The organism is Microbacterium sp. NPDC091676, assembly GCF_044756645.1.
In the GTDB taxonomy this organism is placed as follows: domain Bacteria; phylum Actinomycetota; class Actinomycetes; order Actinomycetales; family Microbacteriaceae; genus Microbacterium; species Microbacterium paraoxydans_D.
Window position 1 is genome coordinate 2,167,105 of sequence record NZ_JBIVTI010000001.1, and the last position, 24,881, is coordinate 2,191,985.

24 protein-coding genes and 2 tRNA genes are annotated in these 24,881 nt (G+C 67.5%); 11 read left to right on the forward strand and 15 right to left on the reverse strand.

The features are described from left to right. Window positions 1-33: 33 nt before the first annotated feature. The gene (locus ACIQID_RS10515) at window positions 34-273 is read left to right on the forward strand and encodes a cell division protein CrgA (RefSeq protein ID WP_025102888.1); all 240 of its coding nucleotides are present in this window, start codon (window positions 34-36) and stop codon (window positions 271-273) included. A gap of 152 nt (window positions 274-425) precedes the next feature. On the opposite strand, the gene ACIQID_RS10520 is transcribed toward ACIQID_RS10515, so the two are convergent. Continuing rightward, window positions 426-1,319 carry a rhomboid family intramembrane serine protease gene (locus ACIQID_RS10520; protein WP_400284611.1) on the reverse strand — a complete coding sequence of 298 codons (894 nt, stop codon included), beginning with the start codon at window positions 1,317-1,319 and terminating at the stop codon, window positions 426-428. Between the two features lie 21 nt (window positions 1,320-1,340). Further along, window positions 1,341-1,898, reverse strand: a complete 558-nt coding sequence (locus ACIQID_RS10525; RefSeq protein WP_025102886.1) for a peptidylprolyl isomerase — start codon at window positions 1,896-1,898, stop codon at window positions 1,341-1,343. Window positions 1,899-2,044: 146 nt separating this feature from the next. Here ACIQID_RS10525 and ACIQID_RS10530 point away from each other — a divergent pair, with 146 nt between their 5' ends. Further along, window positions 2,045-2,542 (forward strand): hypothetical protein, encoded by a 498-nt coding sequence (locus tag ACIQID_RS10530; protein ID WP_025102885.1) that lies wholly within the window; start codon window positions 2,045-2,047, stop codon window positions 2,540-2,542. After that, a complete protein-coding gene (locus ACIQID_RS10535) occupies window positions 2,539-3,021 on the forward strand; it encodes an aminoacyl-tRNA deacylase (protein WP_231919545.1) in 483 nt (160 codons plus the stop codon). Before ACIQID_RS10530 ends, ACIQID_RS10535 begins: the two co-directional genes overlap by 4 nt. 18 nt (window positions 3,022-3,039) lie before the next feature. Here ACIQID_RS10535 and ACIQID_RS10540 read toward each other — a convergent pair whose 3' ends face one another. After that, window positions 3,040-3,462, reverse strand: a complete 423-nt coding sequence (locus tag ACIQID_RS10540) for an NUDIX hydrolase (protein WP_136051338.1) — start codon at window positions 3,460-3,462, stop codon at window positions 3,040-3,042. 136 nt (window positions 3,463-3,598) lie between these two features. On the opposite strand from ACIQID_RS10540, the gene ACIQID_RS10545 reads away from it, so the two are divergent. Together ACIQID_RS10545 and ACIQID_RS10550 are read left to right on the forward strand one after the other, a co-directional pair. Further along, the gene (locus tag ACIQID_RS10545) at window positions 3,599-4,045 is read left to right on the forward strand and encodes a hypothetical protein (RefSeq protein ID WP_312674401.1); all 447 of its coding nucleotides are present in this window, start codon (window positions 3,599-3,601) and stop codon (window positions 4,043-4,045) included. Window positions 4,046-4,095: 50 nt separating this feature from the next. Further along, window positions 4,096-5,217 (forward strand): M24 family metallopeptidase, encoded by a 1,122-nt coding sequence (locus ACIQID_RS10550; protein ID WP_400284617.1) that lies wholly within the window; start codon window positions 4,096-4,098, stop codon window positions 5,215-5,217. Between the two features lie 9 nt (window positions 5,218-5,226). Here ACIQID_RS10550 and ACIQID_RS10555 read toward each other — a convergent pair. The 12 genes from ACIQID_RS10555 to dnaA form a co-directional block, all read right to left on the reverse strand. Then, window positions 5,227-5,302, reverse strand: a tRNA-Ala gene (locus ACIQID_RS10555). Between the two features lie 26 nt (window positions 5,303-5,328). Further along, a tRNA-Ile gene (locus ACIQID_RS10560) sits at window positions 5,329-5,402 on the reverse strand. A gap of 86 nt (window positions 5,403-5,488) precedes the next feature. Further along, a complete protein-coding gene (locus ACIQID_RS10565) occupies window positions 5,489-6,397 on the reverse strand; it encodes a DUF4097 family beta strand repeat-containing protein (protein WP_400284620.1) in 909 nt (302 codons plus the stop codon). Continuing rightward, a complete protein-coding gene (locus ACIQID_RS10570; protein WP_400284623.1) occupies window positions 6,394-7,083 on the reverse strand; it encodes a LuxR C-terminal-related transcriptional regulator in 690 nt (229 codons plus the stop codon). Before ACIQID_RS10570 ends, ACIQID_RS10565 begins: the two co-directional genes overlap by 4 nt. After that, complete coding sequence (locus ACIQID_RS10575) at window positions 7,071-8,444, reverse strand: sensor histidine kinase (protein ID WP_400284626.1); 1,374 nt, start codon at window positions 8,442-8,444, stop codon at window positions 7,071-7,073. The genes ACIQID_RS10570 and ACIQID_RS10575 overlap by 13 nt, the downstream gene beginning before the upstream one ends. Window positions 8,445-8,610: 166 nt before the next feature. Next, window positions 8,611-9,015 carry a DUF3566 domain-containing protein gene (locus ACIQID_RS10580; protein WP_025102877.1) on the reverse strand — a complete coding sequence of 135 codons (405 nt, stop codon included), beginning with the start codon at window positions 9,013-9,015 and terminating at the stop codon, window positions 8,611-8,613. Beyond that, window positions 9,012-11,567 carry a DNA gyrase subunit A gene (gene gyrA, locus ACIQID_RS10585; protein WP_400284630.1) on the reverse strand — a complete coding sequence of 852 codons (2,556 nt, stop codon included), beginning with the start codon at window positions 11,565-11,567 and terminating at the stop codon, window positions 9,012-9,014. The genes ACIQID_RS10580 and gyrA overlap by 4 nt, the downstream gene beginning before the upstream one ends. Before the next feature lie 72 nt (window positions 11,568-11,639). Then, a complete protein-coding gene (gyrB, locus tag ACIQID_RS10590; protein WP_312674410.1) occupies window positions 11,640-13,721 on the reverse strand; it encodes a DNA topoisomerase (ATP-hydrolyzing) subunit B in 2,082 nt (693 codons plus the stop codon). 118 nt (window positions 13,722-13,839) lie between these two features. Beyond that, window positions 13,840-14,349 (reverse strand): DciA family protein, encoded by a 510-nt coding sequence (locus ACIQID_RS10595; RefSeq protein WP_312674412.1) that lies wholly within the window; start codon window positions 14,347-14,349, stop codon window positions 13,840-13,842. After that, window positions 14,342-15,556 (reverse strand): DNA replication/repair protein RecF, encoded by a 1,215-nt coding sequence (gene recF / locus ACIQID_RS10600; protein ID WP_400284635.1) that lies wholly within the window; start codon window positions 15,554-15,556, stop codon window positions 14,342-14,344. Before recF ends, ACIQID_RS10595 begins: the two co-directional genes overlap by 8 nt. Before the next feature lie 52 nt (window positions 15,557-15,608). After that, window positions 15,609-16,751 carry a DNA polymerase III subunit beta gene (dnaN, locus tag ACIQID_RS10605; RefSeq protein ID WP_025102872.1) on the reverse strand — a complete coding sequence of 381 codons (1,143 nt, stop codon included), beginning with the start codon at window positions 16,749-16,751 and terminating at the stop codon, window positions 15,609-15,611. Between the two features lie 487 nt (window positions 16,752-17,238). Then, a complete protein-coding gene (gene dnaA, locus ACIQID_RS10610; protein WP_400284639.1) occupies window positions 17,239-18,666 on the reverse strand; it encodes a chromosomal replication initiator protein DnaA in 1,428 nt (475 codons plus the stop codon). 278 nt (window positions 18,667-18,944) lie between these two features. Between dnaA and rpmH the strand changes: the two genes are divergently transcribed. From rpmH to rsmG, 6 genes are read left to right on the forward strand one after another with little or no spacing between them, the layout of a single operon-like run. Continuing rightward, a complete protein-coding gene (gene rpmH / locus ACIQID_RS10615) occupies window positions 18,945-19,082 on the forward strand; it encodes a 50S ribosomal protein L34 (RefSeq protein WP_022879826.1) in 138 nt (45 codons plus the stop codon). A gap of 6 nt (window positions 19,083-19,088) precedes the next feature. Further along, complete coding sequence (gene rnpA / locus ACIQID_RS10620) at window positions 19,089-19,439, forward strand: ribonuclease P protein component (protein ID WP_331201535.1); 351 nt, start codon at window positions 19,089-19,091, stop codon at window positions 19,437-19,439. Next, complete coding sequence (gene yidD / locus ACIQID_RS10625; protein WP_312674421.1) at window positions 19,436-19,786, forward strand: membrane protein insertion efficiency factor YidD; 351 nt, start codon at window positions 19,436-19,438, stop codon at window positions 19,784-19,786. The genes rnpA and yidD overlap by 4 nt, the downstream gene beginning before the upstream one ends. A 3-nt stretch (window positions 19,787-19,789) precedes the next feature. Further along, window positions 19,790-20,860, forward strand: coding sequence for a membrane protein insertase YidC (gene yidC, locus ACIQID_RS10630; protein WP_136051224.1), 1,071 nt, complete (start codon window positions 19,790-19,792; stop codon window positions 20,858-20,860). Next, complete coding sequence (locus ACIQID_RS10635; protein ID WP_312674422.1) at window positions 20,857-21,348, forward strand: R3H domain-containing nucleic acid-binding protein; 492 nt, start codon at window positions 20,857-20,859, stop codon at window positions 21,346-21,348. The genes yidC and ACIQID_RS10635 overlap by 4 nt, the downstream gene beginning before the upstream one ends. 24 nt (window positions 21,349-21,372) lie before the next feature. Continuing rightward, window positions 21,373-22,020, forward strand: a complete 648-nt coding sequence (rsmG, locus tag ACIQID_RS10640; RefSeq protein WP_400284647.1) for a 16S rRNA (guanine(527)-N(7))-methyltransferase RsmG — start codon at window positions 21,373-21,375, stop codon at window positions 22,018-22,020. Window positions 22,021-24,881 lie beyond the last annotated feature (2,861 nt).

A 24,881-nucleotide genomic window follows, 5' to 3' on the forward strand; every position in this document is an offset into this window, starting at 1 on the left:
TCGGCGCCGAGGTCTCCCGGGTACAATGACGGCATGGCACGTGACCGCAAGACCGAAGAACCCGCCGTCGAGCGCGCCGAGGGCGACGCCGCTCCCAACGCCGTCTGGTTCAAGCCGGTGATGATCGGCTTCATGCTCCTCGGCCTCGCCTGGATCCTCGTCTTCTACATCTCGGGCATGCAGTTCCCCATCCCGGGACTCGACAACTGGAATCTGGCCATCGGTCTGGGCATCGCCCTCATCGGATTCCTCATGACCACCCGCTGGCGCTGACCGGCCGGAACGACAAGAACCCCTCGCCTCTTCGGCGGGGGGTTCTTTCGTCTGTCCGGCAAGGCGGAAGTTATCCACAGGTTATCCCCACACTGGGGAGAATTACACCGATGTTATTCACAGGGGTTAACAACCCTGTTAACAACTCGGGATCAGGCCAAAAGGAGCAACGGCGGCACGACGGCCACGACGACGAGCAGCAGGACGACCAGGGCGGCGAGGAGGACGATCTGCCAGGTCCGCTGATCCCGGCGCTTCGTCCGCACGTAGACGAGCGCCACGAGAGCACCCGTGATCGCGCCGCCGAGGTGCGCCTGCCAGGAGATGCCGCCGGCGAAGAACCCGAAGGCGAAGTTGATCCCGAGGATGACGAGGATGCCGGTGACGTTGGCCCCGATGTGCCGCCCGATGATCAGGAGCGATGCGAGAAGCCCGAAGATCGCGCCGGAGGCGCCGACCGTCCACGTCTCCGGCGCGAGGAGGGCGACCGCGACGGAGCCGCCGAGACCGCTGATCAGATACAGCGCGAGATAGCGGACGCGACCGAGCATCGGTTCGAGATTCTGTCCGAGCATCCACAGGGCGAGCATGTTCAGCGCGAGATGCACGAAGCCGCCGTGCACGAACAGCACGGTCAGCAGTCGCCACGGCTCGAACGGCAGGAGGGAGAGGTTCGGGTAGAGGAACGGCGCGTAGAAGCCGAGGGCCTGGATGATCGGGGCGTTGAGCCCGGGGATGAGCTGCACGAGGCCGATGAACGACGTCACCGCCAGCAGCACGTACGTGACGACGGGTCTGCCGCTGCGCACCGCCCCCATGGTCGTGGCACCGCCGCCGCGCCACCGTCGCGCGGCCTTCTTCTGGGCGGGGGTGCGGTTCTTGCGTTCGGCGTCCATGCACTCCGGGCAGATCACGCCGACCGCGGCGGGTGTCTGGCACTCGGGGCAGATGGTGCGCAGGCATCGCTGGCAGAGCACGAAGGACTGCCGATCCGGATGCCGGTAGCAGAAGTTCTCACGATTGTTCGTGAACTCGGGCGTCGTCATCCGGATCGGCCGTCGCTGTCGTCAGGCGGCGACGATGTCGATCGACTGCAGCACGACGGGCTCGATCGGGCGGTCGCCCGCAGCCGTCGGGACCGCGGAGATCGCGTCGACGACCTTGCGCGACGCGTCGTCGGCGACCTCGCCGAAGATCGTGTGCTTGCCCTGCAGCCACGGCGTCGGGTCGGTCGTGATGAAGAACTGCGAGCCGTTCGTGCCCTCGACCTTGCCGGTGATGGCGTTGCGGCGGAGGCCCGCGTTGGCCATCGCGAGGATGTAGGGCTCGTTGAAGTTGAGCTCGTTGTTGATCTCGTCGTCGAAGTTGTACCCCGGGCCGCCCACGCCCTGGCCGAGCGGGTCGCCGCCCTGGATCATGAAGTTCGGGATGATGCGGTGGAAGATGACGTCCTTGTAGAGGGGACCCTCGCCCGGCTTGCCGGTGGCGGGGTGCGTCCACTCCTGGGAGCCGTCGGCGAGACCGACGAAGTTCTTGACCGTCTTCGGGGCGTGGTCGCCGAAGAGGTTGATGACGATGTCACCGTGGTTGGTGTGCAGAGTTGCGACGTGGGAAGCGTGAACCATGCCTTCATTCTCGCAGAGCTTCCGGTGAGCGGGCCGGGCATGTACAACGCAGGAGCCGATGATGCAAGGGGCGGGCGATTCCCTCGCCGCATCCAGCCTCTCGTGGCAAGATGGGGAACCCGTACTCCAATGGACAGGAGAGCATCGTGAGCCTCAGCCGCAAGCGGAAGAAGCAGCTTCGTCGTCTTCAGAAGGACGCGAACCAGCTGTGGGAAGACCAGCAGGTGCTCGTCGGCCACGCTGCCGACGTCGCTCGTGAGGCGGGTCGCCAGCTCGGCAACTTCAATCGCGAGCAGATCGTCCCGGTGGTCCAGGACACCTACAACCGCCGCGTCGCCCCGGTGGTCGACCGTTCGGTGAAGGCCGGCAAGCACGTCGTGGACGACAAGGTCGTCCCCATCGTCGGCGGAGTCGTGGGCACCGCGCTCACCGCCTGGGACGTCGCCAACGCGAAGCGTCACGGCGTCGAGTACAAGGCCCGCAAGGCCGTCTCGCAGAAGAAGGGTCCCGGTCTCGGATCCGTCATCGCCATCGTCCTGGGTGCTGCGGCTGCCGTCGGCGTGCTGTACGCCGCCTGGCAGGCGCTGCGGGCCGACGACGAGCTCTGGGTCGCCGACGACCCGCTGTCGGCTCCCGACGCGTGACCACTCCCGACCCGCACGCGCGGGTGAGGGATGCTGCGGCCGCCCGCGGACTCGACATCGAGATCCGCGAGCGGCCGCAGGCGCGTAGCCTCGTCGAGGCCGCCGAGATCCTCGGCATCCCGCCGTCCGGCATCGTGAAGACCCTCGTGGTCAAGCGCTCTGACGACACCTATCTGTTCGCGCTCATCCCCGGTGGGCGGTCCATCTCGTGGCCGAAGCTGCGGGCCGTCGTGGGGGTGAACAAGCTCCGCCTGCCCGAACCCGAGCTCGCCCTCGCGGCGACCGGCTACGAGCGCGGAACCATCGTCCCGATCGGCAGCACCACCGACTGGCCGGTCTACGCCGACGCGTCCATCGTCGGCGAGCGGGTCGCGATGGGAGCGGGCGCGCACGGCTACAGCCTTTTCGTCGACGCCGACGCCCTCATCGCCGCATACGGCGCGACCGTCGCCGACATCTCGGTTCCCGAGGAACGCTGAGGATCCTGCCGCGGCTCGTCAGAGCAGCCCGGCCATCCGCAGCGCGATGTCGACCAGCCGCACCCGCTGCAGGCCGGCGACGGCCGAGAGTGCGAACCACTCCGCCCGGTCGGTGGAGCCGTCCGTCTCCCAGCGCAGCTTCCCGCCGGTGACCTCCGCGCGATAGACGATCCGGAGGGTGTGCAGGGGATCAGGCGACTTCTGCACGCGCCGCCCGGCGGGGATGACACGGGAGTGGATGCCGAGGAGTGAGCCGACGCGGACGGTGTAGCCGGTCTCCTCTCGGAGCTCCCGGCGCACGGCATCCTCCGGGGCCTCACCGGGTTCCAGTCCCCCGCCGGGAAGCGTCCACGCGATGCGCCGACCCTCCGTCCACCGCGCCAGCAGCAGGCGTCCACCCTCGTCGGTGACGACCCCGTATGCGGCGACGCGCAGGTCCATGCGTCACACCCTATCCGGGTATCGAGCTGTCTCCCGCCGCGTGACGACGGGCGCGATCGATCAGGAATCGAGAAGCATGGCACCGCGCGCCGTCCTTACGCTGGGAGCATCATCCGGGCCGCACGAGAGGAACATCATGGCTGACACCGAGAAGAACTTCACCGCCGAGGAACGCGAGGCCATGCAGGCCGCCGCGAAGGAGGCGCGCACCCGACGTTCCCGTGCCAAGAAGTCGCCCGAGGAACTCCGCGCCGCCGGAGAGGCCGATCTCAAGGAGGCCGTCGCGAAGCTCAGCGACGAGGACAGGCTGCTCGCCGAGAAGCTGCACGCGCTGGTCACCGAGGTGGCGCCGGAGCTCGTGCCCCGGACCTACTACGGCATGCCGGCGTGGGGCCGCGACGGCAAGGTGCTGTGCTTCTTCCAGCCGGCTGGCAAGTTCAAGGTCCGCTACGGCACCTTCGGTTTCGAGCCGATCTCGAACCTCGACGACGGGACCGTCTGGCCGACCGCGTACGCGGTGACCGCGCTCACGGAGAAGGACCTCGAGTTCCTCGCCGGGCGCATCCGCCAGGCGATCAGCTGATCTCGAAGAGGGTCTGACGCCGCGGGGTCACGCGCGTTAGCGTGGTGCCTGTGAGCACCCTTCCCTTCTCCGCCGCCGTCTACGCCCGCCGCCTCGAGCGCGCACAGGAGCGCGCACGGACCGCCGGCCTCGACGCGATCATCGTCGGTCCCGGCCCCGACCTGCAGTACCTCCTCGGCGTCGAGGGCGACACCATCGAGCGCCTGACCGCCCTCGTGCTGCCACCGCACGGCGCGGCGACGGTCATCGTCCCCCGGATGGAGCTCGCCAAGGTGCGCAGCACGGCCGTCGGCGAACTCGGGCTGGCGGTCGCCGACTGGGTCGACGGCGACGATCCGTACGCCCTCGTCGCCGCGGCCACCGGTCCCGTCTCCCGCGTCGGTGTGTCGGATGCGCTTCCCGCGCTGCACGTCGTGCCGATCGGTGAGCGCCTGCAGGCCCGGCTCGAACTCGCCACGCCGGTCCTCCGGGAGGGGCGGATGACCAAGGACGAGGAGGAGATCGCCGAGCTGCGTCGCGCCGGCACGGCCATCGATGCCGTGCACCGCCGCGTGCCCGGCTGGCTGCGCGCCGGCCGCACGGAGCGCGAGGTCGCCGCCGACATCGCCGCGGCGATCGTGGAGGAGGGGCATCGGACGGTCGAGTTCGTCATCGTCGGGTCGGGGCCCAACGGGGCCGACCCGCACCACGAGGTCTCCGACCGGGTCATCGAGGACGGCGATGTGGTGGTCGTCGACATCGGCGGTGCCGTTCCGAGCGGCTACAACTCCGACAGCACGAGGACCTACGTCGTCGGAACGCCTGATCCGGCAGCCGCGGACCGGATCGCCACCCTCGTCCGGGCACAGCAGGCGGCCGTGGATGCGGTGCGCCCCGGGGTCACGGCGGAGGAGGTCGACGCGGCCGCCCGCTCGGTCCTCACGGAGGCGGGGCTCGGCGACGCGTTCCTGCATCGCACGGGTCATGGCATCGGCGTCTCGGTGCACGAGGAGCCCTACATCGCCCCCGGCAACGACCTCGTGCTCCGCGAGGGCATGGCCTTCAGCATCGAGCCCGGCATCTACTTCGCCGGCGAGTGGGGAGCCCGCATCGAGGACATCGTGGTCGTGACGGCAGACGGGGCCGAGCGACTGAACACGGCGCCGCACGAGCTCACGACGGCCGACCGGTGAGCGAGAGGATGGTGGAGCCTAGGAGATTCGAACTCCTGACATCCTGCTTGCAAAGCAGGCGCTCTACCAACTGAGCTAAGGCCCCGTGAGGGAATTCTTGAATTGAAAGGGTGGGGCTACCAGGACTTGAACCTGGGACCTCTTCATTATCAGTGAAGCGCTCTAACCGCCTGAGCTATAGCCCCGTCAACCTCCAGAACTTTACCGGAGTTTCGGCGAAAATCCGAATCGAGGGCGAGGACCCCTTCCGGGATCCTCGCCCTCGGCCGATTCACCGTCCCGGCTCGACGTCCACACTGCCGGCCGCCACCGACACGTCGATCGTGCGGCGCGCGCTCGGGGACTCGTCGACCCGCGCGTTGAAGGAACCCGCGTTGACGTCCTGACTGATCCGATACTCCACATCGGGGAGGGCCAGGTTCAGGGACCCCGCGCTCACGTCGATCGTGGTCGTCGTGGGCGCGTCGCCGGTCAGCTCCACCGTCAGATCGCCCGCCGCGATACCGAGATCCGCCTGGTCGACGCCGTCGAGAAGGACGTCCGCGCGTCCCGCGTTCATCTGCACGTCGAACGCCGTAGCCGCACCGGCGACGTCGAGGGATCCGGCGTTGATCTGCACCTCCAGGGTGCCGAACTCGCCGGACACGTCGAGGGCACCGGCATCGAGCGTGAGACTCGCGTCGAGATCCGACCCGCTGAGCTCCTCGGGCAGGGTGAGGACGGCGCGCTCATCGTCGCCGAACCAGTTGCCGAACCACCAGCCGAAGGCGGGTCGAGGGCTCCGGACGACGAGCTCGTCCGCCTCCCGCTCGAATGTCCATGAACCCCGCCCGTCGGTCACGGAGAGCTCCGCTGCGTCCACATCCCCGAAGTCGATGCGGACCATGCTCGCGTCGGCGTCCAGATCGATCGCGGTGACGCCGTCGACGTCCACCGTCTGCACCGAGTCCGGTCGGCTGGAGGAGAAGAGGGTGCCGGTCGCCGCGACGGCCGCCGTGCCTCCGGCTCCGAGGAGGGCGATGCCGCCGACCACGGCGGTGGCGATCATCACCGCCGTCGCTCCGGACGAGCGCTGGGGTCCCGGCGCGCCGGGCGCCGGCGTGGGTGAGGCCGCGGGCGGCGGCGGGGGAGGAGTGACCGGGGTGTGGCCGCCCTGCGCTCCGGTGTTGTCGGTGGTCATCGTGAGACTCCTGTCTGGCCGTTCGACGGCGTCGTGCCGCCCGTGTTCTCGAGGTGGGCGAGGGCGGCGAGCACGCGGCGGTTGCCCGACTCGTCCTGTTCGAAGCCCAGCTTCTGGAAGATGGAGGTGATGTGCTTCTCGACGCTCGCCCCCGAGAGGAACAGGAGGCCGGCGATCGCCTGGTTCGACTTGCCCTCGGCGAGCAGGGCCAGCACGGTGCGCTCCCGCTCGGTGAGCCGCATCATGCGGTCGTCGCGGTTCCGGCGGGTCAGGAGCTGGGCCACGACCTCCGGGTCCAGCACCGTGGCGCCGTCGGCGATGCGCTGCACCGAATCGATGAACTCGGCGACATCCGCCACCCGGTCCTTCAGGAGGTAGCCGAGGGGTCCGCCCTGGGCGGCGATGAGGTCGGACGCGTAGCGCTCCTCCACGTACTGCGAGAGCACGAGGATGGCGAGCGCCGGGTGCACGGCTCGGAGATCCAGCGCCGCGCGGATGCCCTCGTCCGTGAAGGTGGGCGGCAGCCGCACGTCCAGGATGCAGAGGTCGGGCGTGGTCGAGACCACGGCCTCGCGAAGACCGGTCGCGTCGGTGAGCGCGGCGACCACCTCGTGGCCCGCGTCCTCGAGCAGTCGCACGAGGCCCTCGCGCAGGAGGACGGAATCCTCGCAGATCAGGATGCGCATGGCACGTTCACCTCCAGGCTGGTCGGGCCGCCCTGCGGGCTGTCGAGACGGAAGGTCCCGCCGGCGGCGAGGATCCGGTTCGCGATGCCGTCGAGGCCTCCGCCCGGGATCACCTGGGCGCCGCCCAGGCCGTTGTCCTCGACCCGCGCCCAGAGGGTGTTCCCCTCACGGAGCCGGACGGTGACGCGCGCTTCACTCGCTCGGGAGTGCTTCGCCGCGTTGGTCAGCGACTCGGCGATGGAGAAGTACACCGCCGCCTCCGCATCGCGCCCCGGCCGCGCGGCCCCGGAGCCGTACCCCTGGGTCCCTGAGCCGCCACCCTGGTTCCCTGAGCCGCCACCCTGGGTCCCTGAGCCGCCACCCTGGGTCCCTGAGCCTGTCGAAGGGTCCATCCGCACGTCCAACTGCACGGGGATGGGGGAGCGGCTGGCGAGCGCCGACAGTGCGGCGTCCAGGCCGCGGTCGTCGAGCACCGACGCGTGGATGCCTCGTGCGAGCTGCCGCAGCTCGGTGATCGCCGCCTTCGTCGACGTGTGCGCCTCGGAGATGAGTTCCTTGGCCGCGTCGGGGTCGGTGTCGATCTTCTGCTGGGCGAGCCCGAGAGTCATCCCGACGGAGACGAGCCGCGGCTGGACGCCGTCGTGGAGGTCGCGTTCGATCCGCGTCCGTTCCAGATCGGCCGCGCGGACCGCTCCCTCACGCTGAGCGGTGGACGCCCGCACGCGCTCGGTGAGCTCGACCTCGCGAGCCCGGGCGACGATCGCCAGAGCGAGTGTGCGGGCCAGGAGCGCGAGGCCGACGATGCCGGCTGCCGACGCGAGCGCGCCGAGGATGCCGATCAGCGGCGCCCAGGACACCGGGATCTGCCCGCCGCCGAAGGGGCCGATGATCGTCTCGGCCGACGTCAGCGGTGCGAAGGCGATGATGAGCGACCAGAGGAAGGCCCAGAACAGCCGGAGCACCACGAAACCGAGGACGGCGGTGATGGCGAAGTTCGCGACCGCCCGCCACATCCGTCCGTCGATGGCCTGCCGCCCGAGGGAGCGGAGCCAGCCGCCGAAGCCGGGCCGGTCCCGCGGCTGGAGCCGCAGCGGGGCGTTCGGCACCCGGTACAGGCCGGCGACGCGTGCGATCTCGAACCAGCCGACGCCGAAAAGCGCGTACACGAGGCCCACGAGCACCACGATGCCGACGCCGAAGACGAAGAGGAGGCCGAGCCCGGTGCCGAGGAGCCCGCCGAGCATGCCGAAGATGCCGCCCCCGATCACCCCGACGCCGGCGAGATGCAGGATCGTGAGGGGGATGCGCAACGGCGGCTTCACCGTCGCAGCGGCCGCGGGAGTCGCAGTCTGTGTGGTCATGCTTCCACGGTAGGGCCGCCGCGCGCCCGCGCCCACGGAGTCAACCGGACACTCGCGTTCGGGTTTTCCCTACCCTCACCCGTCGAAACCCCGCTCTATCGCCGAAACCCCGGCCTGCATCGGTGCGCAGGCCGGGGTTTCGGCGGAAAGACGGGGCGTCGGAGGCTCAGTTCGACATGAAGCCGACGAGCAGCCCGCCCGTGACCTTGACGGCCAGGTTGTAGATGCCCGCGACGACCGCACCGAGCACCGTGAACACGATGAGGTTGAGGATCGCGACGACGGCCGCGAACGCCATGACCTGCGGCAGACCCACCAGCTCGGACAGCGGGATGGCGCCATCGGTGAAGCTGCGCACGAACTCGTCGGCGGTGGACATGATGCCGGTGGCCTGCAGCACGAGGAAGATCAGGAAGAACGACACCATCGTGACGACGGCCAGCGCGACCGCTCCGAGGAAGGAGAGCTTCACGGCGGACCAGAAGTCGACGTAGACGAGCCGCAGACGAACCTGCTTACCGCCGGTCTTCCGTGTCGACTTCTTCGCCAGCTTGTCGGCCACTGTGCTCATGCGTCTGTATCCTCGGGTGTCTCAGTCGTCTGGGGGGCCTCGGCATCGGCATCCGGCTCGGTCTCCTCTTCGGTGAGACCACGCTCGCCGTTCCGGGCGATGGCGAGGATGCGGTCGGCCTCCGTCGTGCGGGCGAACACCACTCCCATGGTGTCGCGACCCTTGGCGGGGACCTCGGCCACGGCAGAGCGTACCACCTTGCCGCTGGACAGAACCACCAAGACCTCGTCGTCCTCGGACACGATCAGACCGCCCGCGAGAGTGCCCCGATCGTCGTTCAACTTGGCGACCTTGATGCCGTATCCGCCACGTCCCTGGACGCGGTATTCCTCGACGGCGGTGCGCTTGGCGTAGCCCCCGTCGGTGACGACGAACACGTACTTGCCGGGTGCGGCGACCGAGGCGGACAGCAGGCTGTCGCCCTCGCGGAACTTCATGCCCTTCACACCGGCGGTGGCGCGACCCATCGGGCGCAGCGCCTCGTCGGTCGCCTGGAAACGCACCGACATCCCCTTGCGGCTGATGAGGAGGATGTCGTCCTCGGCGTTGACGAGGAGGGCGCTGACCAGCTCGTCCTCGTCGTTCAGCCGGATCGCGATCACGCCGCCCTGGCGGTTGGTGTCGTAGTTGTCCAGACGGGTCTTCTTGACCAGGCCCTCGCGGGTGGCGAGGACGAGGTAGTCGGCCACGGCATAGTCGCGGATGTCGAGGACCTGCGCGATGCTCTCGTCGGGCTGCAGCGCGAGGAGGTTCGCGACGTGCGTGCCCTTCGCGTCGCGCCCGGCCTCGGGGACCTCGTACGTCTTCGCACGGTAGACGCGGCCCTTGTCGGTGAAGAACAGCAGCCAGTGATGGGTCGTGGTGACGAAGAAGTGCTCGACGATGTCGTCGGCGCGCAGCTGGGCGCCCTTGACACCCTTGCCGCCGCGGTGCTGCGAACGGTAGTTGTCGCTGCGCGTGCGCTTGATGTACCCCTCGCGGGTGACGGTGACGACCATCTCCTCTTCGGCGATGAGGTCTTCCATCGACACATCGCCGTCGAAGCCGTGCAGGATGTGCGTGCGCCGCTCGTCGCCGAACTTGTCGACGATGGCAGTGAGCTCCTCGCGGATGATGGTCCGCTGCCGGCCCTCGTCGGCGAGGATCGCCTTGTAGTCCGCGATGAGCGCCTCGAGCTCGTTCGCCTGGTCGATGATCTTCTGGCGCTCCAGTGCGGCGAGACGACGGAGCTGCATCTGCAGGATCGCATCGGCCTGGATCTCGTCGATGTCAAGGAGCTTCTGCAGACCCTCGTTCGCATCCTGGGTCGTCTGCGACCGGCGGATGAGCGCGATGACCTCGTCGAGCGCGTCGAGCGCCTTCAGATAGCCGCGCAGGATGTGCATGCGCTTCTCGGCCTCGTTCAGCCGGAACTGCGTCCGTCGCACGATCACGTCGATCTGGTGGGCGATCCAGTTCGAGATGAAGCCGTCGATCGCGAGCGTCCGAGGGACGCCGTCGACGATCGCGAGCATGTTCGCGCCGAAGTTCTCCTGCAGCTGCGTGTGCTTGTACAGGTTGTTCAGCACGACCTTGGCGACCGCGTCGCGCTTGAGCACGACGACGAGGCGCTGACCCGTGCGGTCCGACGACTCGTCACGGATGTCGGCGATGCCGGTGATCTTGCCGTCGCGCGCGAGATCGCCGATCTTGACGGCGACGTTGTCGGGGTTCACCTGGTAGGGCAGCTCGGTGATGACCAGGCAGGTCCGCCCCTGGATCTCCTCGACGTTGACGACGGCGCGCATCGTGATCGAGCCGCGACCCGTCCGGTACGCCTCATGAACGCCCTTGGTGCCCAGGATCTGCGCACCGGTCGGGAAGTCCGGTCCGGGGATGCGCTGGATGAGCCCGTCGAGAAGCTGCTCGCGGGGGAGGTCCGGGTTGTCCAGCGCCCACAGCGCGGCGTCGGAGACCTCGCGCAGGTTGTGCGGAGGGATGTTGGTCGCCATGCCGACCGCGATGCCGACCGAGCCGTTGACGAGCAGGTTCGGGAAGCGGGACGGCAGGACCGTCGGCTCCTGGGTCTGGCCGTCGTAGTTGTCGGCGAAGTCGACCGTGTCCTCTTCGATGTCGCGCACCATCTCCAGCGCGAGAGGAGCCATCTTCGTCTCGGTGTACCGAGGCGCCGCCGCTCCCATGTTGCCGGGCGAGCCGAAGTTCCCCTGACCGAGAGCGAGCGGGTAGCGCAGCGACCACGGCTGCACGAGGCGGACGAGGGCGTCGTAGATCGCCGAGTCGCCGTGCGGGTGGTACTGACCCATGACCTCGCCGACGACGCGGGCGCACTTGGAGAACGACTTGTCCGGGCGGAACCCGCCGTCGTACATGCCGTAGATGACCCGGCGGTGCACGGGCTTGAGACCGTCGCGGACGTCGGGGAGCGCACGGCCGACGATGACCGCCATGGCGTAGTCGAGATAGCTGCGCTGCATCTCCGACTGGAGATCGACCTGGTCGATCTTGCCGTGCTCGTGGCCCTCGGTGATGTCGGGGCGTTCTTCGTCAGTCATGTGTCTTTCCTGGTTGGCTGAGCTTGTCGAGGCGTCGGGTCCCCTGGCACACGCTCGAGGACCCCGCGGTGATCAGATGTCGAGGAACCGGACGTCCTTGGCGTTGCGCTGGATGAAGCTCCGACGCGACTCCACGTCCTCGCCCATCAGCACGCTGAAGATCTCGTCCGCCGCGGCGGCGTCCTCGATGGTCACCTGGCGGAGCGTCCGGGTGGTGTGGTCCATCGTGGTCTCCCACAGCTCCTTGGCGTTCATCTCGCCGAGACCCTTGTAGCGCTGGATGCCCGCGTCCTTCGGGATGCGCTTGCCGTTCTCCAGGCCGTAGGCCAGCAGCGCGTCACGCTCGGCGTCGCTGAACACGTACTCGTGCGCCGCGTTCGACCACTTCAGGCGGTAGAGCGGGGGCATCGCGAGGTACACGAAGCCGGCCTCGATGAGTCCGCGCATGTAGCGGAACAGCAGCGTGAGCAGCAGGGTGGTGATGTGCTGGCCGTCGACATCGGCATCGGCCATCAGCACGATCTTGTGGTACCGCGCCTTCTCGATGTCGAACTCCTCGCCGATGCCCGTGCCGAAGGCCTGGATCATCGCCTGGACTTCCTTGTTGCCGAGCGCCTTGTCGAGACGCGCGCGCTCGACGTTGAGGATCTTGCCGCGCAGCGCGAGGATCGCCTGCGTGTGCGGGTCGCGACCCTGCACCGCCGAACCGCCGGCCGAGTCTCCCTCCACGAGGAAGATCTCACTGATCGACGGGTCCTTGCTCGTGCAGTCCTTGAGCTTGTCGGGCATGGCCGCGGACTCGAAGACGCTCTTGCGACGGGCCGTCTCGCGCGCCTTGCGGGCGGCGAGCCGCGCGGTCGCGGCGTCGATCGCCTTGCGGATGACGTTCTTCGCCTGGTTCGGGTTGCGGTCGAACCAGTCGCCGAGCTGGTCGCCGACCACCTTCTGCACGAACGCCTTCGCCTCGGTGTTGCCGAGCTTCGTCTTGGTCTGCCCCTCGAACTGGGGCTCGCCGAGCTTGATCGAGATGACGGCGGTCAGTCCCTCGCGCACGTCGTCGCCGGAGAGGTTGTCGTCCTTCTCCTTGAGGAGGTTGTTCGCACGGGCGTAGCGGTTGACGAGCGTGGTCAGCGCCGCCCGGAAGCCCTCCTCGTGCGTGCCGCCCTCGTGCGTGTTGATCGTGTTCGCGTAGGTGAACACGTTCTCGGTGTAGGACGTGGTCCACTGCATCGCGACCTCGAGGGAGATCTTGCGCGCCGTGTCCTCCGACTCGAAGGCGATGATCTCCTCGTTGACGACCTCGGCGTGACGCACCTTGTTCAGGTACTCGACGTAGTCGACGAGGCCACGCTCGTAGAAGAAGACGTCGCTCGGCTGCTTCGTGACCGCCTGGCCGTCCTCCTCGGTCTCGTACGCGGAGTCCGGACGCTCGTCGGACAGCTCGATGCGCAGTCCCTTGTTGAGGAACGCCATCTGCTGGAACCGGGTGCGGAGCGTGTCGTAGTCGAACTCGACGGTCTCCTGGAAGATCTCCGCGTCCGGCCAGAACGTGATGCTCGTGCCGGTCTCGTCGGTGGCCTCGCCCTTCTCGAGCTTCTGCTGCGGGACGCCGCCGTCTGCGAAGCTGTGGCGCCAGACGAAGCCCTTCTGCTTGACCTCCACGTCGAAACGGGTCGACAGGGCGTTCACGACCGAGGAGCCGACGCCGTGCAGACCGCCGGAGACGGCATACGCGCCGCCGCCGAACTTCCCGCCCGCGTGCAGGATCGTGAGCACGACCTCGACGGTGGACTTCGACGGGTCGGACGAGTGCGGGTCGACGGGGATGCCACGACCGTTGTCGACGACACGCACCCCGCCGTCAGCGAGGAGGGTGACGAAGATCGTGTCGGCGTAGCCGGCCAGCGCCTCGTCCACCGAGTTGTCGACGATCTCGTAGACGAGGTGGTGCAGTCCACGCGGACCGGTCGATCCGATGTACATGCCGGGGCGTTTGCGGACGGCCTCGAGGCCCTCGAGGATCTGGATCGAGTCGGCGCCGTACTCACCGGGCTGCTGCTTCTTCGGTGCGGGTGCCGCCGATCCTCCGGCCTGTGAGCCCGACGAAGCGTCGTTGTTCGGTTCCGTCTCGTCAGCAGGGGATTCAGGCGTCATCAGAGGGCATTCTCCAGATCGATATCTCGAACTCCCATTCTAGCGGGGTTTCGAGTCGAAATGCCGCTCAACGGCCGCGTGTGGCCCTCTGAGCGTTTCGGACCCCTCGCATGGTGCCCTACCCGTAGGTATCGCGCGGGCCCCGCCCTGGAACGGCTCTGGGACCCCATTTCCACGAGGGGACGTCCGGTCCGATGAAGCGGAGGTTCTCCACTCCCGCTTCCGGATACCGTCGACCGATCTCGGTGAGGATGGTCGCGCGCATGAACTGGAGGTTCTTCGCCCAGGCCGTGGAATCGCATTTGACCGTGAGCAGCCCGCGCTCGAGCGACACCGGTTCCGAGTGCTTCGCGGTGTCCGCCCCGGCGAGGTCGGCCCACTGGCGGACGAGATCTTCTCGGGCGAGCGTCGTCTCCCAGCCTGACTCGCGGCTGAGCGTGTCGAGGACAGCGCCGAGGCTTCCCGGATCGCGCCCGGGGGTGAACGGCGCGTTGTCGTCGTCGACGGAGATCCGTCGTTTCCGCTTCCAGTTCTTCGCGCTGGGCTTCAGACCGCGCAGGCGCAGGTAGGTGGCCACGGTCTCCGGCGCCTCCGCCGGAACCGCACTCTCGGTGACGACATCAGTCATGCTCCGCACCCTCCTCTCCCTGCGACCGGTCGCGTTCGTCGGTGATGGTGCCCGCCGCGATGCGGACCACGTGAGCATGGAGCACGTCGGGGATATCCTCCTCCACCGCCGCGGTGACCACCACCTGCTCGTAGCCCGCGGTGAGGGTGGCGAGCCGCTGGCGGCGATCCGCGTCGAGCTCGGCGAAGACGTCGTCGAGGATGAGCACCGGGTCGCCGGCGGGGGACTCGCTGCGCAGGAGCTCCGCGGAGGCGAGACGCAGAGCAAGTGCGACAGACCAGGACTCGCCATGCGAGGCATAGCCCTTCACGGGGAGGTCGCGGACGCGCAGCACGAGATCGTCGCGGTGGGGTCCGGTGAGGGTGAGGCCGCGGTCGAGCTCGTTCGATCGCTTCGCGGCGAGGGAGGCGCGGAACATCTCGGCGATGCGGCGGGTGTCTCCCCGCACGTCGTCGACGGGGGCGGAGCCCTCCGTGTCGTCCCGATCGTCGTCGTCCTCCGGATCGCCGCCGGCGACGGACAGCGCCCAGTCCAGTTGCGGCCGGTGGTCCGCGCCCGCGATCGCCGCGTAGGCGTCGGCCACCGGCTGCTGCAGGTCGGCGGCCAACCGCTGCCGCGCGGTGATGATCTCCGATCCGAGGGACACGAGCTTGTCGTCCCAGACGTCCAGGGTACTCAAGGCCTCACCGCGGATGCCGCGCGCCCGTGCCGACTTAAGGAGGGCGTTGCGCTGCTTGAGCACGCGGTCGTAGTCGGCCAGTACCGCGGCGAGACGCGGGGTGCGCTGGATGAGGAGCTGGTCGGCGAACCGGCGACGGGCCGACGGGTCGCCCCGGACGATCTGGAGGTCTTCCGGCGCGAACAGCACGACGTGCGCGTAACGAGGGAGCTCGTTGGTCTTCGACGGGGAGCCGTTGATACGGGCCTTGTTCGAGCCCTGCCGATTGAGCTGCACCTCGACGAGCACACGCCGCTCCCCATGGGAGAGCCGCGCCCGGATGACGGCGAAATCCTGGCCGTCCCGCACCATCGGCGCATCGGAGGACACGCGGTGCGACCCGAGCGTGGCGAGGAAGACCACCGCCTCGGCGAGGTTCGTCTTGCCCTGACCGTTCCGTCCGACGAGGACGTTCGGCCCTCGGTGCAGGGCGAGTTCCGCGGTCGCGTAATTGCGGAAATCGACCAGGCTGAGGTGCTCCACAATCACGGAGCCAGCCTACCTTCCGGGTCGGACACTCCCTCGAGGCGAGAGCTCGCGCTCAGCGCAGGAGCAGGTTGGGCTGCAGCAGGTACTTGAACGAGTCCAGGCCGGCCTGGTCGACCGAGGTCTGGCTGGTGATGAGGACCGGGCTGAGCTTGTTGGCGTTGTCGCTGGAGGTGAACGTGACCCGCACGAACTCGCTCTTGACCGCGCCGAGCGCTTCGATGAGGTACTGCGGGTTGAGCCCCAGCGTCACCTCGTCGCCACCGGAGAGGATCGCGTCGACCGACTCGGACGCGCGGGCGTGCTCGCTGCCGGACGCGTCCATCGTGACGCTGTCGGTCGAGAACGTGAAGCGGAGCGGAGCGGCACGATCGAGCACGAGGGACACGCGGCGGACGGCCTCGATGAGATCGGCGGTGTTGACGACGGCGTAGTGGTCGGTCTGCTCCGGGAAGAGGCGCCGGACCGGGGGGAAGTTGCCCTTGATGAGCAGCGAGGTCACGGTCTTGTTGCCGGCGGTGAAGGCGATGATCTCGCGGTCACCTGCCCCCGAGAAGGCGATCTGGATCGTGCCGGCGTGACCGAAGGTCTTCCCGACCTCGACCAGAGTACGGGCGGGGACGAGCGCGGTGGCCTCGACGGCCTCGCCGTCCCACGGTACGTCGCGGAGCGAGACCCGGTAGCGGTCGGTGGCGACGAGGCTGAGCGTGTGACCGGTGACCTCGAGCTGGACACCCGTCAGCACGGGGGTCACGTCGTCGCGGGATGCGGCGAAGCCGACCTGTGCGATCGCGGTGCCGAACTCGTCGGCCGGGACGACACCGGAGGATCCGGAGACCTCGGGGATCGACGGGTATTCCTCGACCGGCATGGCGGCGAGGGTGAAGCGCGCCGAGCCGCAGGTGACGGCGATCCCGCCGTCATCCTCGACGGCGATCTCGATGGGAGCGTTCGGGAGGCGGCTCGCGATGTCCGAGAGCAGACGACCGTGGACGAGGATCGTGCCCGGGGTCTCGACCGTCGCCTCGATGGTCGTCCGCGCGGAGGCCTCGTAGTCGAAGGCCGAGAGCGTGAGTCCGGAGCCGTCGGCCTCGATCAGGACTCCGGCGAGGATCGGCTGCGGATTGCGCTGGGGGAGGAGCTTGACGACGAAGGACACAGCCTCGCTGAAGACATCGCGGTTGACCTGAAACCTCACGGGTGCTCCCTTGTCGTCGAACATGACGGGTCGTCGTCGGGTCCTGCCAGTGCAGGGAATCCCATGCTAGCCCCACAGTCCTGCGCTTCCCTACGCCGGAGGTCTTGTCATGCCTCGGACGGTTCTCCCCACCGTCTGGTGATCGGATCGCACCCTGAATGACTTAACTCCTTAACGGTGTTAACAGCTGTGGATACTGTGGATAACTCGGTGGAAAGCAGGCGCGAGTAGGGAACTACAAGGCTGTCACTTGTGGAGACCCTGAGGAATCCGCGGGTGGACAGGCGGTGGTCAGCATTCCGCGGTCCCGCGGTTATCCACAGGTTTCCCCGATCGACCCACATTCGAGACGGCGCGTTCCACGGTCATCCACAAGTTATCCACATGTGCATAGACGCATCTATCCGGCCCTGCCGATGGCCGTGGAACGCCGAGAGGGACGCCGTCCGGATATCGGATGCGGCGTCCCTCTCGTGTGCGCAGGGCGTCAGCGACGGCCGAGCTGCGTGGTGATCTCGGTCACCTGGTTGTAGATGGAGCGACGCTCCTTCATGAGCTCGCTGATCTTCTTATAGGCATACATGACCGTGGTGTGGTCGCGGTTGCCGAAGAGCTGGCCGATCTTCGGGAGGGAGAGGCTGGTCCGTTCGCGACAGAGGTACATGGCGATCTGCCGGGCGGTGGCGATCTGCTGCGAACGGCTGGAGCCGTAGAGATCGTCGACGGTGAGCTTGAAGTACTGTGCGGTGGCCGTGATGATGTCGGTCGGCGAGATGATGTTGTCCTCGGCCGTGTCGATGATGTCCCGCAGAACGGTCTGGGCGAGGGAGATGTCGAGCGCCGAACGGTTCAGGCTCGCGAACGCCGACACCCGGATGAGTGCTCCCTCCAGCTCTCGGATGTTCGAGGACACCACCGTGGCGATGTACTCGAGCACCTCGTCGGGGATGTGGAGGGCCTCGCTCTGCGCCTTCTTGCGCAGGATGGCGATGCGGGTCTCGAGATCGGGCGCCTGCACATCGGTGATGAGGCCCCACTCGAAGCGGCTGCGCATGCGGTCCTCGAAACCGGTCAGGTGCTTCGGAGCGACGTCGCTGGTGATCACGACCTGCTTGTTGTGGTCGTGCAGCGTGTTGAAAGTGTGGAAGAACGCCTCCTGCGTCTCCGCGCGACCCTGGAGGAACTGGATGTCGTCGATGAGGAGGATGTCCACGTCGCGATAGCGGGCCTGGAACGCGGCACCGCGGTTGTTGGCGATCGAGTTGATGAAGTCGTTCGTGAACTCCTCGCTCGACACGTACCGCACCTTGACCCCGGCGTAGAGGGACTGCGCGTAGTCGCCGATGGCGTGGAGGAGATGGGTCTTGCCCAATCCGGAGTCGCCGTAGATGAAGAGCGGGTTGTACGCCTTCGCCGGCGCTTCGGCCACGGCCACGGCCGCGGCATGGGCGAACCGGTTGGACTGGCCGATCACGAAGTTGTCGAAGGTGTACTTCGGGTTGAGGCGCGACTCGTGACGCACAGCCGTGGGCTGCTCCATCGGGGATTCGGCGCGTGCCGGCTCCTGCCGACCGAAGTCCGCCACGGCGATGGGTGCGGTGGGCTGCTCGGCCAGCTCATGGTTCACGACGACCCGGTACGAGGTGACCTCCTCGCCGACGTGCGCGAGGGCTTCCATGATGGGCAGCCGGAGGCGCTTGTTGATCTGGGCGGCGGTGAGGTCGTTCGGCACCTCGAGGTACAGCGTCGCCGACATCACGCCGGCCGGCACCGCGAGACTCAGGAACCCCTGGAGCTGGGGGGTGACGCGGTCGTCGGCTTCCAGCAGCTCCTGCACCGTGGTCCAGATCGGGACTTCGGGCTGGGCTGGTGAGGACATGGTGCTCCGGACGACGGATCGGGTCGGGGTCGACATGCCGTTCCCCTGTGGATAACTTCGGATGCCACGGTAGTCACACCGGCTCCGAACGGCAACCTGCCCTTGAAAACACGCGGGCGTGTTGGATGTGGTGGACGCGTGCCGGTTGTGGATAATGGCTGTGCGGTACGCGTGGAACGACAAGCGGTGCAGGCTGCAGATTTGCCCTGTGCGCCGCCAAGACGTACCCTTAATCGGTTGACTTATGCCTGTACGGCAGTTCCCTATGTCTCCGGTCGAAGTGAATCCGGTGGCAGCATTCCCGGAGTGATCTCATGAGCAAGCGCACCTTCCAGCCCAACAACCGTCGTCGCGCCAAGAAGCACGGTTTCCGTGCCCGCATGCGCACCCGCGCCGGCCGTGCCATCCTCTCGGCACGCCGCGCGAAGGGCCGTACCGAGCTCTCCGCGTAAGCAGCTGTGCTCGCCCGCCCGTTCCGTTTGACCCGCGGGAGCGACTACCGACTGGTCGTTCGACGCGGATCGCGTTGTGGCGGAGCCCGCGTCCTCACCTCGATGTTGTCGACGGGCGAGAGCAGAGCGGCACGGTTCGGTTTCATCATCAGCAAGCAGGTGGGCACGGCCGTCGTGCGCAACACCGTCCGTCGGCGACTCAAAGCCGTCTGTGCGGAGGCGCTCCCGGGTGTTCCTCAGGGCACGGATGTCGTCATCCGTGCCCTTCCTGCGTCGGCGACGGCGTCGTATGCGGAGCTCCGCAGTGATGTGCATCGCTGCCTGGCACGACTCGCGCCGGTCGAGGCCGCATCATGACCGCGTTGCCGGCTTCGTCGGTGGGCACGGGAGAGTTGCACGGACGGGACGTGCTCCGGAGCGTCCCGCTCCTTCCGCGCAACGCCGTGCTGGCTTTCCTCGCGGGGTACCGCAAGGTGGTCTCGCCGATGTACGGGGACGTGTGTGCGTACTACCCCTCCTGTTCCGCCTACGCTGTAGGTGCGGTGCAGCAGCACGGCGCCGTGCGGGGGGCTCTGCTCTCGGTGTGGCGCATCCTCCGCTGCAATCCCTGGTCTCGCGGAGGCGTCGACGACGTCACACCGCATCGACACTTCCGCTACGACCTGACCGCACACGGTTTCGTCGTCCCCTCCCGAAAGGACTGATCGGTGGGTCTTGACCTTCTGTTCGCCAGTGCCACCCCCAGCCCGGAACCGGCATCCGGCGGATTCGATCTGCTCGGCACGATCCTGTGGCCGCTGAAGTGGGTCGTCGAGCTCATCCTCGTCGCCTGGCATTGGCTGCTGACCGCCGTCGGTCTTCCTGCGGCCTCGGGCATCACCTGGGTCCTCTCGATCGTCGGCCTCGTGATCGTGGTTCGTGCAGCGCTCATCCCGCTGTTCGTGAAGCAGATCAAGAGCCAGCGCAAGATGATGGAAATCGCTCCTGAACTGCGAAAAGTTCAGGAGAAGTACCGCGGCAAGAAGGACCAGCTCTCTCGTGAGGCGATGAGCCGCGAGACGATGGCGCTGTACAAGAAGCACGGCACGACGCCGATGTCGAGCTGTCTGCCGCTGCTCGTGCAGATGCCGATCTTCTTCTCGCTCTACAGCGTGCTGAGCGACGTCAGCAAGCACGCGACGCAGGGCATCGGCGGTGTCGGGCTGCTGAGTCCGGAGCTCACTCAGGAGTTCTACGACGCCAAGCTCTTCGGCGTCGCCTCGCTGCACGAGAACCTCGGCAATGCGATCGAGGCCCAGAACGTCACGGCGATCGTCATCCTCGTCACCCTGGTCGTCCTGATGATCGCGTCGCAGTTCTTCACCCAGCTGCAGATCATCTCGAAGAACCTCTCGCCGGAGGCCAAGACCGGCCAGGCGTACCAGATGCAGAAGATCATGCTCTACGTTCTGCCGCTGGGCTTCATCTTCTCGGGTGTCTTCTTCCCGCTCGGCGTCGTCGTGTACTGGTTCATCTCGAACCTCTGGACCATGGGTCAGCAGTTCCTCGTCATCCGTGAGATGCCGACTCCCGGCTCCGAGGCCGCCAAGGCGCGCGAAGAGCGCCTGGCGCGCAAGGGCAAGGCCATCGACTCCTCTGGCAAGGTGGTGCCGATGTCGGTGTACGAAGCCGAGCAGCAGCGTCTGCTGGAGCAGGCGGAGAAGGCGAAGGCGGAGGCCCCGAAGCGGCAGCAGCCGGTCGGCAAGAAGCGCGCGAAGAAGAAGGGGAACGCGTCATGAGCGAGGTCGTGACCGGGAACACGGAGCCCACCGTGGCTCAGCTCGAGAACGAGGGGGACGTTGCGGCGGACTACCTCGAGGAGCTGCTCGACATCGCTGACATCGATGGAGACCTGAACCTCGATGTCCGTCAGGGACGTGCGTACGTCTCGGTCGAGGCCGAGGGTGATGGCCTCGCGCTGCTCTCCGCTCCGGACACGGTGCAGGCGCTGCAGGAGCTCACGCGTCTCGCCGTGCAGAACAAGACCGGCTCGTTCTCGCGTCTCATCCTCGACATCGGAGGATCCCGCGACACCCGGCGCCGTCAGCTCGTGACGCTGGTCGAGGCCGCGGCCGCCAAGCTCGATGAGGGCTCGTCCCAGGCTTCCCTGCCGGCGATGTCGAGCTACGAGCGTAAGCTGGTCCACGACATCGCTGCCGAGCGAGGGCTCGTCTCCGAGTCGTACGGCGAGGGCGCGGACCGCCACACGGTCCTGCGTCGTCACTGACGTACGGAAGGCGAGTACTGGCGGGTGTCTGAGACGAGCGATTCCGGTGAGAAGACCGTCGAGCAGGAGCCGACTGTCGCTGCCGACCTGTTCGGAGACCGCCTGGAGATCGCTCGGCGGTTCACCGACTCACTCGCCCGTGAGGGGGAGGAGCGAGGTCTGATCGGACCGCTCGAACTGCCCCGCTTGTGGACCCGTCACATCCTGAACAGCGCGATCGCCGCACCACTGTTCCACGGCTCCGTGGCGGACATCGGGTCTGGTGCCGGACTGCCCGGTCTGGTGCTCGCCATCGCCCGCCCCGACGTGTCTTGGACACTGGTGGAGCCGATGGAGCGTCGGATCAACTGGTTGACCGAGCAGGTGAACGACCTCGGGCTCTCGAACGTCACCATTCTCCGGGCGCGTGCGGAGGACGTCCGTGCGAAGGGTGCCTTCGACGTCGTCACGGCTCGTGCGGTGAGCGCACTGCGTACCTTGATTCCGCTGACGGCTCCGCTGGTGCGCGATGGTGGTGAACTCACCCTCCTGAAGGGTATGAACGCCGCCAACGAGATCGAGGCGGCACGGAAGCAGATCGCGAAGTTCAAGCTCTCCGACGTTCGGGTCGAGGTTCTGGGTGAGGGACTACTCCCCGAGACGACTCGGGTCGTTCGCGCTCACGTGCGCTGAGCGCGTCGCCGTTTCACGTGAAACATCGCCGTTTGGGCGGTTCTCCTTCGTAGGCGCTACCTCTCGATCGACTGAGCCGACGTGGTCGTTCTTGCTCACGCATGGTGTCAGCCCCCGGCACGCGATGTTTCACGTGAAACAACGACGGGTCTTCGGTGGGGTGCGGTAGAACGCCTCTCACCAACTCGAAGGCGCGGGGTCGGGACTCGCGGTCACGAGCTGCATCGACAACGAAGGTATCTCGCCTGCTCCCGTCGCGATGACGTGAATCGGTGACGGCTCTCTGTCTGGCACGGTTATCGGGATCGCTGGGCTCGTTGGTAGGGCGAAGAGGCCCATTCATCGCGGGAGCATCTTCAGCGAGGTGGTCGGGGGGAGTGTCACGCCCTGGGCGGCCCACCTGGGAGGGGAGAGGTGTCTATAGGCGGTCTCCGACTCTTCACGGACTACGTGTGGGGGGACCGGTGGGCGTCCGCGGATCGAGCACGGGAGCGTGGGGAGCGGCCCAGGCCGGCCTAGAGGTCAAAGGTGGTGTGCTCCTGGGACCTCATCGGTGCACTCCTCGTCCAGTGCCGTTCCGCTCGACACCGGTGCCTGCCGTGCTGGTGAGTCAGCAGTGGGAGGGCTGCCGTCGTCACGGGCGCGATGTGGCGCTGCGGATCGCAGAACCTCCAGCGAGCACGACGCGCGATGAGGGGATCATGGTCGACCTAGTCGCATCGGAAACACCACCGTTTCACGTGAAACGTCGTTCGATTCGCTGGGGACGAGTTGTCGCGCGCTGCGTACCTCGTCCACTGACCGCCTCTGACCGTTTGACTTGCCGCATTCGGAAGTGGAGAAGGCGTCTCAAAGCGAATCAATCTTGCTGCGCGTTTCACGTGAAACATGCTGTCTATGGGATGCCTCCCCACAGGGCCCGGATGCCTGTCGTCGCGCTGACGAGCACCGTTCTTGCGTAGGTGCGCGGGAGGTGGTGACGGTGCGCCGGGTTCTGCGCCCTTGGTAGGAGTCGGCGCGGTGTGCGCTGGATCCTGCAAGATTCTGTGGGAGTGGAGGTAGCTTGCGGGGTTTCGACAGGCATGAAGGTCACCCGCTCGGCGAAACGACCCAGGGGCGCCCTGATGCCCCGTTTCCAACGCCGTTGGGGGAGAGGCGCGGGGTCACACCGGTGCAGGCAATGAAACTCGATGATGTGTCCCGATGTGTGTGGAGCCCGGCGACAGGCCTCGTTATGGGGAGTGGGCATTTGGAACTCTTGACTGCTGCACCACAGGGTTCCTCAGGCCGCGTCTCGTCTGTCGTCTGACGCGAGACGCGGTGTGACCGGGGTCGGCCTGGCGTTCGACGGTGTGTGTCGATGTGTAGAGGGCGCGGCGAGCGGCGCGCACGGGAGGAGTCGGCTTCGGTACCTTCGGCCGCTGCGGCAGAGGCGCTCATGCCGCGTCTCGTGATTCGTCCAGGGAACGAGTCCGGGAAAGCGGGTCTGGGATTGATCCTCGATGAGTGAGTCGGGCTGGGTGATCGGCCTTCCCGTGGAGGAGTGGGCAATGGTGTGACTCGCCTCCTGTGGCAGACGTGCCGTGATGCCTCCTCTCGATTGCCGTTCGCAGCGGATCTGCTGTGCCGGGCCCCGGTCTTCGCTTTGAACGGTGTGCAACGGAAGGGGAGTGGGGGCTGTGTGGGACGTTTGCGCGGGAGTCGAGCGCGAGTGCGCCGGGACGCTGACTCGGGGGCTACCGCCCACGTGACTCGCGTGTCATTCGAGCCGCGGTCATTCCACGCGCGGCGGGCACCCCCGCTGAGCGGTGCGCGTGGGTGGACGACGCCACATCCCTTGATGCCTCTCCCGTGAAGGGAACTCCGTCCGCGCCCAGAACCGCCCGGGTCTGCACCCGCATCGCGGGTCGACCGTACCAACGGCGGGGAACACGTATTGGTGTGCGTTCCTGAGGTGGCGAGCGGATGAGAAGAGGGCTGGACGGGTTGTGTTTCACGTGAAACGGACGGCGATCGGGCGGCGGATTCGCGGGCACCGACCGTCGCACAGCGGGAAATGATGGCCCGATCGGTGGTCGATGCCCCACGCGACCGGTGACTCGTCCTCCCTACCGGCGTCGAGGCGGGTGGAGACAAGCCGCCTGATGCCCCTGGGGAGTTGGGAGGGAGTCTGGAAGAGGCCGGGACGATGCGACGCGCTTGTCGCGGGGTCGTGCGGGGCACGGGGCGGGTGACGGTGAGGGCGGGCAGATCGATGACGGAGAAGAACGCGTCGTACGAGGTCTGGAGCTCCCATCACGGCAGGAGCGCACCGATGTGGTTGCCGAGGTGGAGGGGCATGAGCCGACCGGATCGGTGCCGCGCGATGCTGGCGTACTCCGGCAGAGGGTTCACGCGTGAAGGGCCCGCTCGCTCTGCAGGGGAGGCGTCCGGCAGTTCGGGGGGTTGTCGGTATCACGCAGCGGTCCCCAGAAGGGCACGGACGCGGACCCGCTCGACGGGAGGTGGACACCCCGCGCCCGAAGCCGGGGGAGGGTGCCCATGTGAAGTGGGAGAGCCCGAGGTACGCGAACACGGGGCTGGGCAACGAGGAACGGCCGGTTCAACCGCGCGGCGGAGACCGGCTACGCCGGGACGCCAGGCGTTCCCGTCGAGGACGGGCGCGATGCCGGCTCGCGAACACGCTTCGCTCCGGAGGTCGGGGTCCCACCTCGCGTGATTCGGGCATGAGTCGCGCCCGGAGTCGCCGGCGCACCAGTGCGGGATGCGTTTCTCCGCGTCTCAATGGCGTGAGGAAGCGCGAAAGCCGGCGGCGAAAGCGGTGTGCGGCCGACCGCGGCGGAAGGCCTCGTTTCACGTGA

What these genes read in the sequence shown, in the direction of transcription:
- ACIQID_RS10515 (WP_025102888.1), top strand. Translation starts at nt 34, where the DNA reads ATGGCACGTGACCGCAAGACCGAAGAACCCGCCGTCGAGCGCGCCGAG.
- ACIQID_RS10520 (WP_400284611.1), bottom strand. Translation starts at nt 1,319, where the DNA reads ATGACGACGCCCGAGTTCACGAACAATCGTGAGAACTTCTGCTACCGG.
- ACIQID_RS10525 (WP_025102886.1), bottom strand. Translation starts at nt 1,898, where the DNA reads ATGGTTCACGCTTCCCACGTCGCAACTCTGCACACCAACCACGGTGAC.
- ACIQID_RS10540 (WP_136051338.1), bottom strand. Translation starts at nt 3,462, where the DNA reads ATGGACCTGCGCGTCGCCGCATACGGGGTCGTCACCGACGAGGGTGGA.
- ACIQID_RS10545 (WP_312674401.1), top strand. Translation starts at nt 3,599, where the DNA reads ATGGCTGACACCGAGAAGAACTTCACCGCCGAGGAACGCGAGGCCATG.
- ACIQID_RS10565 (WP_400284620.1), bottom strand. Translation starts at nt 6,397, where the DNA reads ATGACCACCGACAACACCGGAGCGCAGGGCGGCCACACCCCGGTCACT.
- ACIQID_RS10570 (WP_400284623.1), bottom strand. Translation starts at nt 7,083, where the DNA reads ATGCGCATCCTGATCTGCGAGGATTCCGTCCTCCTGCGCGAGGGCCTC.
- ACIQID_RS10575 (WP_400284626.1), bottom strand. Translation starts at nt 8,444, where the DNA reads ATGACCACACAGACTGCGACTCCCGCGGCCGCTGCGACGGTGAAGCCG.
- ACIQID_RS10580 (WP_025102877.1), bottom strand. Translation starts at nt 9,015, where the DNA reads ATGAGCACAGTGGCCGACAAGCTGGCGAAGAAGTCGACACGGAAGACC.
- gyrA (WP_400284630.1), bottom strand. Translation starts at nt 11,567, where the DNA reads ATGACTGACGAAGAACGCCCCGACATCACCGAGGGCCACGAGCACGGC.
- gyrB (WP_312674410.1), bottom strand. Translation starts at nt 13,721, where the DNA reads ATGACGCCTGAATCCCCTGCTGACGAGACGGAACCGAACAACGACGCT.
- ACIQID_RS10595 (WP_312674412.1), bottom strand. Translation starts at nt 14,349, where the DNA reads ATGACTGATGTCGTCACCGAGAGTGCGGTTCCGGCGGAGGCGCCGGAG.
- dnaA (WP_400284639.1), bottom strand. Translation starts at nt 18,666, where the DNA reads ATGTCGACCCCGACCCGATCCGTCGTCCGGAGCACCATGTCCTCACCA.
- rpmH (WP_022879826.1), top strand. Translation starts at nt 18,945, where the DNA reads ATGAGCAAGCGCACCTTCCAGCCCAACAACCGTCGTCGCGCCAAGAAG.
- yidD (WP_312674421.1), top strand. Translation starts at nt 19,436, where the DNA reads ATGACCGCGTTGCCGGCTTCGTCGGTGGGCACGGGAGAGTTGCACGGA.
- ACIQID_RS10635 (WP_312674422.1), top strand. Translation starts at nt 20,857, where the DNA reads ATGAGCGAGGTCGTGACCGGGAACACGGAGCCCACCGTGGCTCAGCTC.